This is a genomic window from uncultured Psychroserpens sp. (assembly GCF_947494225.1).
In the GTDB taxonomy this organism is placed as follows: domain Bacteria; phylum Bacteroidota; class Bacteroidia; order Flavobacteriales; family Flavobacteriaceae; genus Psychroserpens.
The window spans coordinates 153,743-166,013 of the sequence record NZ_CANLUG010000003.1 but is presented as its reverse complement, the minus strand read 5'-3'; the positions used below and the strand labels follow the sequence as shown (position 1 = coordinate 166,013).

10 protein-coding genes are annotated in these 12,271 nt (G+C 33.2%); 5 read left to right on the top strand and 5 right to left on the bottom strand.

Features of this window, described 5'->3' with window-relative positions; genetic code table 11:
- Window positions 1–21: 21 nt before the first annotated feature.
- The 3 genes from Q0893_RS08655 to Q0893_RS08645 form a co-directional block, all read right to left on the bottom strand.
- Window positions 22–1,074, bottom strand: a complete 1,053-nt coding sequence (locus tag Q0893_RS08655; protein ID WP_299274467.1) for a helix-turn-helix domain-containing protein — start codon at window positions 1,072–1,074, stop codon at window positions 22–24.
- A gap of 32 nt (window positions 1,075–1,106) precedes the next feature.
- Window positions 1,107–2,204: a type 1 glutamine amidotransferase domain-containing protein gene (locus Q0893_RS08650; RefSeq protein WP_299274464.1), complete on the bottom strand. Its 1,098-nt coding sequence runs from the start codon at window positions 2,202–2,204 to the stop codon at window positions 1,107–1,109.
- Between the two features lie 249 nt (window positions 2,205–2,453).
- Window positions 2,454–4,484 (bottom strand): M13 family metallopeptidase, encoded by a 2,031-nt coding sequence (locus Q0893_RS08645; protein ID WP_299274461.1) that lies wholly within the window; start codon window positions 4,482–4,484, stop codon window positions 2,454–2,456.
- 273 nt (window positions 4,485–4,757) lie between these two features.
- Between Q0893_RS08645 and Q0893_RS08640 the strand changes: the two genes are divergently transcribed.
- Complete coding sequence (locus Q0893_RS08640; RefSeq protein WP_298901721.1) at window positions 4,758–5,672, top strand: M23 family metallopeptidase; 915 nt, start codon at window positions 4,758–4,760, stop codon at window positions 5,670–5,672.
- A gap of 202 nt (window positions 5,673–5,874) precedes the next feature.
- Window positions 5,875–6,486, top strand: coding sequence for a hypothetical protein (locus tag Q0893_RS08635; protein WP_299274457.1), 612 nt, complete (start codon window positions 5,875–5,877; stop codon window positions 6,484–6,486).
- Between the two features lie 81 nt (window positions 6,487–6,567).
- On the opposite strand, the gene Q0893_RS08630 is transcribed toward Q0893_RS08635, so the two are convergent.
- Window positions 6,568–7,428: a hypothetical protein gene (locus Q0893_RS08630; protein ID WP_299274455.1), complete on the bottom strand. Its 861-nt coding sequence runs from the start codon at window positions 7,426–7,428 to the stop codon at window positions 6,568–6,570.
- 174 nt (window positions 7,429–7,602) lie between these two features.
- Window positions 7,603–8,232 carry a hypothetical protein gene (locus tag Q0893_RS08625; protein ID WP_299274452.1) on the bottom strand — a complete coding sequence of 210 codons (630 nt, stop codon included), beginning with the start codon at window positions 8,230–8,232 and terminating at the stop codon, window positions 7,603–7,605.
- A gap of 461 nt (window positions 8,233–8,693) precedes the next feature.
- On the opposite strand from Q0893_RS08625, the gene Q0893_RS08620 reads away from it, so the two are divergent.
- The 3 genes from Q0893_RS08620 to Q0893_RS08610 all read left to right on the top strand — a co-directional run bounded on the left by Q0893_RS08620 (window position 8,694) and on the right by Q0893_RS08610 (window position 12,271).
- Window positions 8,694–9,146: a hypothetical protein gene (locus tag Q0893_RS08620; protein WP_298901715.1), complete on the top strand. Its 453-nt coding sequence runs from the start codon at window positions 8,694–8,696 to the stop codon at window positions 9,144–9,146.
- A 269-nt stretch (window positions 9,147–9,415) separates the two neighbouring features.
- On the top strand, window positions 9,416–10,729 hold the full coding sequence (locus Q0893_RS08615) for a hypothetical protein (RefSeq protein WP_298901713.1): 1,314 nt from the start codon (window positions 9,416–9,418) through the stop codon (window positions 10,727–10,729).
- Between the two features lie 78 nt (window positions 10,730–10,807).
- A complete protein-coding gene (locus Q0893_RS08610) occupies window positions 10,808–12,271 on the top strand; it encodes a gliding motility-associated C-terminal domain-containing protein (protein ID WP_299274447.1) in 1,464 nt (487 codons plus the stop codon).

Genomic DNA, 12,271 nt, shown 5'->3' with positions numbered 1-12,271 from the left:
CTCCCAGTTTTTTTTATGCTCTTACATCTCTTTTTTTCTAAATGCCGAAGGGGTTGTTTTTTCAAATTTCTTAAACGCACTATTAAATGATGACAAACTGCTAAAACCAACATCAAAAGCTATAGAGGCTATCGTATGGTTTTTAGTTGATTCACTCAATAACAACTTTTTGGCATCTTGAATTCGATGATTGTTCACAAAATCATTAAAGTTCTGCTTGGCATATTGATTAATAATTTCCGATGTTTTTTGTGTGCCCTTCCCTATCTGTTTTCCTAAACTAGCCAGGGATAATTGAGCATCTAAATACAGTTTTTCTTCCTTAAATAGCTTTGAAATCTGGTTAAATACTAAGGCATCGTCATTCTGCTTGAAGATTGAACCATCCACATCAATGATTTTTAATTGAAACGCCTTATAACTTAAAAAATAAACAACAATCGAATACATTATTGGTCCAACGATATATGGAACCGCATCTTCTATAATGTTTAAACAATAGGATAACCAAATGACTACAAACCCACCTATAAGTAGTTTCAACCAGCTAAATACAGCCTTTTGAGACTTTGTTAGCAAGGTTTGAGAATGATCTCGTTTTGCGCGTCTCCATATCAACCAAGACATAAGAATATGAGTGGCCAAATGCAGATATATAAAGATAAGCACTGTTGCAAATACAATAATTACTTGTTTACTCTGACTTTCAAACCAACTTTTACTAACAAAGAAGCTCAACGCAAAAACCAATAGAAATGGTGTAAACTCTAATACAAAGTATTTTGACAACTTAAAATTGGCAGCCGTCATTCCTAAAACATACCATTTCAAAAGTGGGCCAATTAATAGTAAAAACGCTAACCCAGCGAAAATAAATATAGGTTCTAGATCATTACCAAAATTTAGCATAACAGACTTTCCTATCCTAAAGGCCATAAAAAATAAAATGAGACCAAGCAGTATATTGGTAATCGTTCTTTTCTTTTTTACAAAGCATAAATAAATAGCAAACAGAACTCCGTGTAGAAGTCCTGCGCTACTTATTATTATAAGAAGTATATCTGAAAAATTCAATTGGTTATTTTATTCAAATTTAAGGATATTATTTATTCTTGCTCCTCTAAATCTTTAGCATATGATGTTAAGTTTAATAGACTAAAAAAGCGTCCTAATCTACCTTTCATTGCTGCAAGAATCCCATGTTTGGCAATAAGTAATCTATTTACTGGTTGATCTTCATCTCTAATAAGTTGATTGAGAAGCGTTTTAGCCCCTTCGCTGCCATTATTTTCATACGCTTGCAATACATGAATAGCATGCTCTTCGTCGGTAACAGGTCTATATTTAGGCACATAACCTAATTCAGAAATCATCGTTTCGGCTAAAACCCATACAGACCAAGGATTTTGACCAGTAATAAGGTTTTTATCATGGCTCATTTTTTCTAAATACATTGTGCCTGCATTAAAACGAGCACCTTCTTCAACTAATTTGTCTTGTAGTAAAAAAGGGAATATAGATTTCGCATCAGAAATAAGGAGCAACTCTTCTTCATTGGTAAAACTACTTACCGTTTTGTTCTCTACTAAAGGTTTTCCGTTATCTAAAGTGACATTTACCAAAGCAGCTGGACCATGACATACCGCTCCAATAACTTTGTCGTTCTGATAATAATTACGCACAAGAGATTGAATGGCTTTATTATTTGGAAAATCAAACATTGCACCTTTTCCGCCAACAAAATATATGGCTTCATAATCTTTAGCTATAACGTTACTAATTTTTTGAGTATTATTTGCTTTGTACTGGGCAATAGAATCATTTAAGAAAGCATAGTCATATTTGCCCATATCTTCATCATCAATAACAACAGGTGGCTTCCCTCCTAATGGGCTCGCTATATCTACTTCAAAACCGTTGGCTTTAAACACATAATATGCACGTGCCAATTCAGTAAGCTCATACCCTGTACTTTCATCGCTTGTTCCCATCTTATCAGTGCTGGTGACAACAGCCAATATTTTTCCTCTGTACTCAGGGACATCCTCTGTAATATATGCAATGTTTTTTGCCTCGCTAGAGACTATGTTTGTATCACGTGGTGGAATTAAACTTCTTATCCAAAAAAATAGAGATACTAGAAGTATTATTAAGCTCAAAAAAACACCTAGTATCCATTTCAATATTTTAAATTTTTTTTTCATGTCATTTCGTTTATAATTATGCTGCAATAACAATAAACCTGTTTAAAAACACTGACGAAATGATAATTCCGTTAGAGTAAAAAATATATTAACATAAAGTAAAAAATAAAGTAAGAGGTGCTTAGTGACTTAAAATCAAAACATTAGACTTGAATATTATAAATTAAAAAGCCACAACATAAAGTTGCGGCCTTTTATAAAATCAATCTGGAAATCTAGATGATTTCAGCTTAATATCTTTTAGTGACGTTACCAAATTTTGATACGCTCATCTTCGGTTTTAAAATTTGCCTCTCCTGGTTGAAGATCAAACGCTTCATAAAATGGTGTAAAGTTCATTAACGGACCATTTACACGCCAAATTGGAGGCGAATGTGGATCTGTAGCAACATAATTACGTAAATACTCATCGCGCATTTTTACACGCCAAATGTTGGCTATAGACAAAAAGAAACGTTGGTTTGGTGTATAACCGCCAATTTTTGTGGTGTCTTGTCCTTGCTCTGTCATTTTAAAGGCATCAAACGCAATAGCTATACCTCCGTTGTCGGCAGTATTTTCGCCAACAGTTAAGGCGCCTTTTAAGTGCACACTATCCAAGACTGTAAATGCACTATATTGATCAATAATTTGTTGTGTTTTCGCTTTAAATTTGGTGTAATCTTCTTCGGTCCACCAATTAGAGACATTTCCATTTTTATCGTATTGTGCACCTTGATCGTCAAATGCATGTGTAAATTCATGACCAATAACCATGCCTATGCCTCCATAGTTTACGGCATCATCGGCATATAAATCAAAATATGGAGCTTGTAAAATTCCTGCTGGAAATACGATTTCATTAAGGGATGGGTTGTAATAAGCCGTCACTGTAGAAGGCGTTGTTCCCCAGGCATCCCTGTTTGGCGCTTTATTAAGTTGATCTAACTGGTATTGGTAAGCATCCTGACGCAAGGCTACAACATTTTCAAAAAACTGATTTCGATCTATTGAAACATCATACGTTCTCCATACATCTGGATATCCAATCTTTTTATTAATAGCATAAAGTTTGTCTTTTGCCTTAATTTTGGTACTATCACTCATCCAATCTAAGTTGTCAATTCGAGTTTCTAGAGCCTTTTGAAAATTATTAACCAATTCTAATGCACGCTTTTTCGCATCCTCATTAAAATAGCGCTTCACATATAATTGTCCTAATGCAAAACCAATTTGTCCATCAACACGACGAACCATTTGTTTATCACGAGGTTGTTGTTCAGATTGCCCAGACAATACTTTAGAATACTCAAAAGACGCATCTTGAAACGCTTTACTCAAAATACTGGCATATGATCCAATAGAATTTGCTTTAAGGTACAGTTTCCAATCACGCAATGGAACGGAAGACAACATCTTATTTAATGTATCGTAATAAGCGGGTTGTGAAACATCTACATAGTCCACTTCAGCACCTAAATTATCAAATATGGTTGGCCAATCAATGTTTGTATGTCTTTCGTTTAATTCGGAAATTGACATCTTGTTATAATTGGCTTTAACATCTCTGCGCTCTATTCTAGTTTTATGAGCTTGAGCCAATTCCTTTTCTATATGATATACGATGTCGGCATGTGCCTTTGCTTCTGTGTCACCAACCAATTCAAAAAGTGCACTTAAAAACGTTTTATAAGCACTTTGAATGTTCATTACTGAAGGATTATCTGAAAAATAGTAGTCTCTATCTGGTAAACCTAAGCCTGTTTGAGCAACATGCATTATGTTTAATGCACTATTCTCTTGATCTGGAGAAATAAATGGTGCCAATATCGAGTAGTCTCCAGATTTTATTTGAGTGGCTACAAACTTAGTCAATTCAGAAATATTAGTAATTGCATCGATGCGATCTAATATAGGCTGTATCGGTTTCATGCCTCGATTATTAATACTTATCGTATCCATACCTGATGCAAAAAAGTCACCAACTTTTTGTTCAATGCTCCCTTTAGGATGTTCTTTTTGTGACACTTCTTCAAGAATATTCTTTAATAATTCTTGCTGAGGAATATTTAAAAAACGATAAGAACCAACTCCAACTTGGTCATCAGCAATAACGGCCTTATCAAACCAGTTTTTATTTACGTGATTAAAAAAATCATCTCCTGGTTTAATGGAGCTATCAATACCATCAAATACAACTGGTTTTAATACTATAGAAGTATCGTCATTTTCCGTTGTTTTGTCCTGTTTACATGAAAAACATAAAACAAGAATTAAAGAAAAATATCTTAGAGTTTTCATAAATGAATGTGTTTAGTTTCTCAAAGATATACATTTCTTTGAGCGATGTATAAAGTTTAGTATTTTGTTAATAGTGTCACATTAGAATTACCTATTGAAACGTTAAATTTTATAGGATATCTACTTGATTAAATGACATTTGTACTAATTATTATCAAAGACAAGGCGCTACTGTTAGAAAAAAACTAATAACTCTAACAACAAATTAACACTTCCCAACGTTTTTATTTTTTAATTTCGGCCATCAAAAATTAGCAATTTTTTAATCACACCATGAAATTATTTATTACTTGTGTCTTCATTGCATTGACCGCTAACGTTTTTGCCCAAAAAGAACCTGAGTTTAAATTAGTTGATCTTTCAGAATTTAATTTTAAGACATCGATAGATTCTATAGAAAAGGAAACTGTTAAGGTTAAAGACAGCTTCACTCCTATTGATATCAAAGCTGAATATTGGGATCATACAGTCTACAACCCTTATAAAGAGGTTGATGTCGTTTTTCCTTTGCAATTAAAGTTCGAAGATTCTACCTATGCTTCTCCTATTGGTAAAAATAAGGTTATTACATCTCGTTATGGTTGGAGACGTGGAAGGGCTCACAAAGGAATTGATATTGATTTGATAACTGGCGATAGCTTATATGCCATGTTTGATGGTGTTGTAAGAATGTCTAGATATACTAGAGGTCATGGAAGAACAGTGGTGATTAGACATTATAACGGATTAGAAACGGTATATGCACATTTATCGGCTTATGGAGTTAAAGAGAATGACACCATAAAACGCGGCGCATATATAGGTAAAGGAGGTGTTTCTGGTAATGCTAGAGGGAGTCACCTGCATTTAGTTGTGAATTATAAAGGAGTTTCTATAAATCCAGAATACCTTTTTGAGTTTAATGAAGATAATACCATACGTTCTAAAGAACTTTGGATTACCCGAAAATGGACACGACCAATTGCTCATAATTCAAAGCGCCAAAGCAAAATTATTCCTTTATTATCTGAAGAAGATGCTGTAGCAAGTTTAATTAAGCAACAATCTATTTATACAGTTAAGCCAGGAGACACTTTGTCGAGAATTTCTAGACGAAATAATGTGACCATAGCTTCACTGTGTAAGACCAATGCAATCAAGAGAAACGCTGTTATTCGAGTTGGTCAAAAATTGGTCATAGAAAAATAACAACCCACTTTCCTCGAGTTTTAACCAAATACTCGCGATTTTATTTTCAAGTACATTTACGTGGTATATACTTCCTTGTATGGATTTAAAATACAAGTATTAATACGTAATTCTACCTTGTATCAATACTATAATTTTACAGTGTTATTAGCTTAAACAAAATGCTAGTAAACGTATTATTAATCTTTAAAATCATTTTATTATGGGAAATTTAAGTACAGTATTCGCAAATCCATCAGACAATAACACTGGATCTGCTACAGATGGTGTAGCCGTAAATGCTTACGGACAAGGACAATGTTCTGGTGTGACTTACACAGTGCCAGCACACGGAGACATTGCAGTATCTTTTAAACTAAAAATGCAGTGTGTAACACCTGCAAATGTTGATGCATTAGATAAACTAATTCAAGGAATGTTAAGTGCTTCAAACAAAAGGAAGTATGATCAGCTTACACAAAAGAGTTCTAGTGGTGGACGAGGGTTTTTCTTGTTTTTCTCCGCTGGAGGAAGTAGAACATCTACAAAACAAACAACACATACGATGACAGAGTATGGTTTAACAACAGAGCAACAAACAAAAATTATTGATGCTATGTTAAAAATGGCAAACGAAATAAACACCTTTAATTATAAAGGTACCATTAACAATACTAGGTATGATTATTCAGTATCTGGAAATCTATTCGGAATTGTTATGGACGCTACAATTCAAAAAGGTGAAAACCATACCCAATTGCGTTTCTTAGCTCCTAACGTACATTTAGATGGAGACAATGGATCGTCATTGCCTTCTGTAGGAAAATTGTACTAATAGTAGCTTAAATTCTCCCTAATTTTAATATCTAACTATTTATAAATGAAGTGCTAAGTTTATTAGCACTTCATTTTTTTGTTAGAAATAAAACTTAATATAAAAGTCATTAGAAAACATACGTCGTTTTTGATTTGTAGTCGACAGAATGAGGTTTTGATCTTGAGCATTAGTATTGGTGCTTCTTAGAATAAATAAATCTTTCATATTTGGTGACCTTTCCATGATAATGAAATGTCCAATATGTATGATTTTATAACCAATCTCTATATTTGTAAAGTTTTCAAATTTAAACAGAAACCCAGCTCCTATATGCCACGCAAAAGGAAGGTTTCTGTTAGTTTCTGGAGCAATATTTCCTGGGCCAAGAATATTATTTTGACTATTGTTGTTGTTGTTACTATTAGTGACTTGCATCGTAAGAAATACATTATTGAGTTGAGATCTTAAGGTCATAAAAGACAATCCAGCTCCAGCAGATATTTGGAATGAGACTTGCGAACGATAATTCATATCAAATTGAAATAGCTCAAATTTTGAAAGCGCAAATAAGGACGTCGTACTAATCTTTGAATAATGACTAAATAATCCTGTTGTGGCAATCAATAGATTATTTGATAACACATGCTTTTCTTCTGCAAAGGACATGACAGAACTGTAGTTATAACTATCTCGATATTGCAAACCTATTCCCAATGACAGTTTCGGATTTAATGGATATTGCAGCTCCAACCCCAAGTACCCCAAATTAGAAATATAATCAGCAAATGACCTACTTTGAAGAGAAAAGACTTCGTCTTGAGGGTTTGAAGGAAAACTTAAAATTGTAAAACTCTGGCCACCTTCTATTGTAGGATATGACAAGCCATATTCGACATTGACTGCTAATTGAGACCACCAATCATGTCTTGAAGATTGCGCATGCGTTCGAGATGAAATCATGCTAATGCCAAATACTAATATGCTAGAATAGCAATAATTTTTTAATGAATATAAAGAGCTCATGATGTATTAGATCTCTATTAAAGATGGATAGACAATCTAACAAATTCATGTTATCAATTTATAAGTAATTATACCCGATTTAAAAAAATAAACATAGATGAAATCGAACTGTTATTTCGTGGTATTTACATCTGAGCCAAGAATAATGTCTTTTTGAACAACAAGTAGTCCATCCACTTTTTTAGGTTTAAGAACTCGAGAAGGATCACCTTTTTTTGCTAATCTTTTTCTACATAGCTTTGATAATAGAGGATCTTCATCAAAAAGGAAACTTGCAATATCGTATTCAGGCTTAGAGGCTTCTTTTATAGAAGGGTACAACTGTTGCAATTGACTATAGCGTCTGTCATTTCCAGGAATATAAGTGTAAAATGTATAATGTCCGTTAGCATCTGTTTTTACCCAACCTCTATTATACACATAACGTTTGCCATCTTGTTCTCTTAAATCGAAATCGCCGTTTTCGTCAGCTTGTTCAATAAATAATATAACGTCGGCAGCTGGCGTGATACCATCACTTTTAAAAATGGTTCCTGAAATCTTAAGCTTTTCTTGCTTGGAATCAAAACCAGGAATTGTATCGGTATGATTTAATTGTACTTCAGAATAGTCATAGATTGGGTGACGTTCTAAAAAATTTGTAGAACCGTCATCAAGAGTATTTACAGATTCTTGTGCAATCGACACATGATTCATGCAAACCAAACAAATGAAATAAAGTAGGGCGTTAATATTTTTCATGAGGTTAAGCATTTTAGATATATCCAAAATTGGTGGATTTATATCGTAAACCACTAAAAATCACATGAATGTTCAAATTTTACGATAAAATGTTGAAAACGGTAAATTCTATCGATGAAAGGATCATAAATGTCTACCTCAAAGTTTAGTACGTATTAAGAACTTAAAGGATTCGATTATGAGATATTAAACTAAAAATTAAGTTACTGGATATTTAATTTATTTGATTAGTTAAGCTGAAAAAACTCAAAATAATTTCACTTTTCAAAGCTAAAAAAAGACCAAAAAAGCATCAAGTATTTCGTCGTATAAATCTGCATTTTATCTAGTAATTAAGCACTTTATCCAAGAAATATGCATTTCGTAAGGAAAAATACTTTGCAAAAAAAAGGAAAATTTAGTTGTTTTTTTTAATTATTTGTATAGATTTGCTTATCTAACGTTAACTAAAAACCCAAAAAATGAAAACAAAGCCTACTTTATTTATCGTTGTTTTTTTTCTGATGGTTAGCTTCGGTTTTGCTCAAAAAAAGAATGCTCCAATTAATATGATCAGTGGAAAAACAAGTATATCCAAATATCATAGTCATGAAGAATTAGGTAAAATGTCTAAAGGCGCATTACTTAATCTCTATATAGAGCGTATAGAAGTTATTGTAAATATCTTACCAAATATTGCTTTTGCTACTAAGCCCGGTGTAACCATGGAATCTCTGGGTATCCCGGAAACTAAAGACAATAAAAAAGCACTGGAAGATAACAGAGAGGCGTCTGTAGAATACTTTGATAGTACTGTCGAGTTTCAAAAGAAAATATTGCCTTATTCTGATACACGCGATTTAATAGCTGCGATTATGTTTTATGAAGAAACCTTAAAATCTTTGCACACTTATAACGATTACAAAACAGATTAGTTTTATTACTTATAAATTCAATTTAACCTCAACTTTTTAGTTGAGGTTTTTTTGTGTCTTATCCAAAATACTTAAGTGATTGATTTGTTGTCAGTTAGTCGTTTAAGTTTAATTCATTAAAATAACCTCTATTTTTGTAGGAAAAAGAATACGACATGTCAAAATATATGTATTTCGTCGATATTTTTTGCATTTCATAAGTATTGTTCATATGTTTGGTATATATATTTTAGCGCCCACTAATCTAAACAAATACGAATTTAACCACTATGAAAAAAATTACTCAAATTGCACTTTTATTTTTAGTAGTGTATGGCAATACATTTGCCCAGCAAGAGAAAGGAATTATTGGCTATAACAACTGGCTAAATCCTTGGACAGAATTCAAACCAAACAAGGTTGAATATGGTAAGCCAACCAAAATACTAAGTGGTAATATTACCAAAGACACAAAACTGCTTAAGCGAGATATCTATCTTTTGCTTGGCGATGTATTTGTAACAGACAGTACTACACTTTCTATAGAACCTGGAACTGTTATTCTTGGTGATTTTAAAACCAAAGGTTCTCTTACTATTAGCAACGGTTCGAAAATTATTGCTGATGGTTCTCACACCGACCCTATTATTTTCACATCTAATAGAAGCGTGAAGAAACCTGGAGATTGGGGAGGCGTCTTTATTTTAGGAGATGCACCTACCAATAAGTATGGTAATGAATCTTCATTAAACTATGGCTTAGTTCCAAGTGCTGCAAAAACAATAAGCTATGGAGGGAATAATCCTGCTAGTTATTCAGGCGTATTGCGTTATGTACGTATCGAATATGCTGGAAAAAGAACTAGAGATTATGGGTATTTTAATGGACTTACATTAGCTGGTGTTGGTCAACAAACCATTATAGAGAATATCATGGTAAGTTATTGCGAAGGCAATTCATTTAATATATTAGGTGGTGATGTCATTTTAGATAAAATGGTATCGTATAAATCTAGCATAAATGACTATGAATTTAATTACGGAGCGCAATGCCAATTAAATAATTCACTTGCCATAAGGTCTCCATACGTATCTGGTGCCGAAACATCAAGATGCATGTACGTCTTGGCACATGATCTAAAAGAAGAAGCCGATTTTTCTAAAAGACAAACGTTTGTTGACGCCGAAAATTTAACCTTAATAAATCTAAGCTCTGATCTTAAAAATGATATCAAAGTTGGTCTCGTTAATGAAGCTATATTTATTGGAGAAGATGCCTCATTCAGTATTGATAAAAGTGTTATTTCTGGATTTAATCCTGCTGTGATTTTCGATAGCAAAATAAAAATCAACAGTGAGAATCTCGAAAAAATAAAATTTACGCGAACCTATTTCAATAATTGCAAGGGAAACATTTTTGTTGAAAATGTCGCTAACAATGAAGATTTAGAAAACTGGTATGGAAACAGAGCATTTAATAATGTGTATTCTAAAGGGCCAGATTCTGAAACCTTTATTGATGTAGAAAATTTAAAGCGTCCAGATTTCAGATTAAGAATCAATAGAATTATTGCTTCTAATGATATTGAAGATGATGACGATTAAAATATTTAAAATTAGCTATTAATCTCAATACGAATTAAAACAACCAAGCTTATAGAAAAAAAATACGCCCCAAACTAAATGTACTACCTAAATTCCCTATATAAATTCCTTTTAGGATTTTGTTTATTTGTTCTTGTTTCACAAGAAAAAGTAAATGCTCAGATTGTTATTGGTTCACCCAATCTTGGGTTTAGTCAAGCTTGTGCTAGCGATTCTTTTAATACGTTTAGCGCAACTTTTGTATTCTCTCCAGAAAATGGATTGAACCCATCAAACCAGTTTACAGTTGAAATGTCGGATGCTGATGGTGATTTTTCAGACCCTACTGTCGTTTATACATCTACAGCAGGCTCTATAACAACATCTCCGGCTACTGTTAATTTTTCAATACCAACTACTGCTGCTGGGGAAAACTATAAGATTAGAATAAAAAGTAGCGCTCCAGTTGCTACGAGCTCTGGTTCTAGCACTTTTGCCGCTTATTATAAACTACAAGATTCGCCTTTTACCATTAATAATTTGGTGTCAACTGGAGCATATTGTTCTGGTGGAAGTTATCTATTAACTATTGATAATCCTGGTAATGGCACCAATGATTCACCACTTAACTACCCCTCACTTACATATAATTGGTTTAAAGAAACGGGGCCAACGACTTCAGTTTTTGTGTCTGAAGGTCCTACTCTATCTGTAAATGAAGAAGGAACTTACTTTGTGGAAACAAACTACGGAACATGCACATCCGATTCATTTTCTAATCGTGTTACAATTAGTGAAGTAACTAATGGTGAAGCCAATGCAGGAATAGCTTCAAGTTTAGGTAATCCATTTTGTCCAGGTCAAGGTGCTACAACATTAAGTACTATTGGAGGCAATAGCTATCAATGGTTTAAGGATGGTAATATTATTCCTGAAGCTACCAATCAAATGTATCAGGCAGATGAATCTGGTACTTATGCTGTTCAAGTAGATTTAGGAGATTGTTCTGCTTCTGGAACCATTGAGCTTGAAAGCGAACTATTTGATGGTTCAATTAATGTTTCAGAAACAAATACTATTGAAGATGGTGAGACCTTATCTGTAGTCGTAACTACATCTGCTATAAATCCCGAATTCAAATGGTACTTAAATGACGTTTTAATTACTGGTGCTATAGATGACAATTATGATGCTGGTGAATTTGGAAGCTATAAAATCGTGGTCAACGAAACTGTTGGATGTATTGGGTCAAGAGCGTTTTTATTCGAACTTAATGAAGCCTTGGATCCTTTTCCTGAAGTCGGAAATATACCAAATGTTATAAGTCCGAATGGCGATAATATTAATGATACTTGGGTTATTCCTACCAGATATGTAAGTGGCACTAACACCGAGGTATTGATTATGACCAATCGAGGAAAAGTGGTCTTAAAAACAAATAATTATTTAAATAATTGGCCCGAGAATGACTTAGGCCTTACGAGTATCAATAAAGTATTCTATTACGTAATAACAACTGAAAATAACGAAACTAAAAAAGGTTCAATAACAATTGTGAAATAA

What these genes read in the sequence shown, in the direction of transcription:
- Q0893_RS08635 (WP_299274457.1), top strand. Translation starts at nt 5,875, where the DNA reads ATGGGAAATTTAAGTACAGTATTCGCAAATCCATCAGACAATAACACT.
- Q0893_RS08650 (WP_299274464.1), bottom strand. Translation starts at nt 2,204, where the DNA reads ATGAAAAAAAAATTTAAAATATTGAAATGGATACTAGGTGTTTTTTTG.
- Q0893_RS08625 (WP_299274452.1), bottom strand. Translation starts at nt 8,232, where the DNA reads ATGAAAAATATTAACGCCCTACTTTATTTCATTTGTTTGGTTTGCATG.
- Q0893_RS08640 (WP_298901721.1), top strand. Translation starts at nt 4,758, where the DNA reads ATGAAATTATTTATTACTTGTGTCTTCATTGCATTGACCGCTAACGTT.
- Q0893_RS08615 (WP_298901713.1), top strand. Translation starts at nt 9,416, where the DNA reads ATGAAAAAAATTACTCAAATTGCACTTTTATTTTTAGTAGTGTATGGC.
- Q0893_RS08630 (WP_299274455.1), bottom strand. Translation starts at nt 7,428, where the DNA reads ATGATTTCATCTCGAACGCATGCGCAATCTTCAAGACATGATTGGTGG.
- Q0893_RS08620 (WP_298901715.1), top strand. Translation starts at nt 8,694, where the DNA reads ATGAAAACAAAGCCTACTTTATTTATCGTTGTTTTTTTTCTGATGGTT.
- Q0893_RS08610 (WP_299274447.1), top strand. Translation starts at nt 10,808, where the DNA reads ATGTACTACCTAAATTCCCTATATAAATTCCTTTTAGGATTTTGTTTA.
- Q0893_RS08645 (WP_299274461.1), bottom strand. Translation starts at nt 4,484, where the DNA reads ATGAAAACTCTAAGATATTTTTCTTTAATTCTTGTTTTATGTTTTTCA.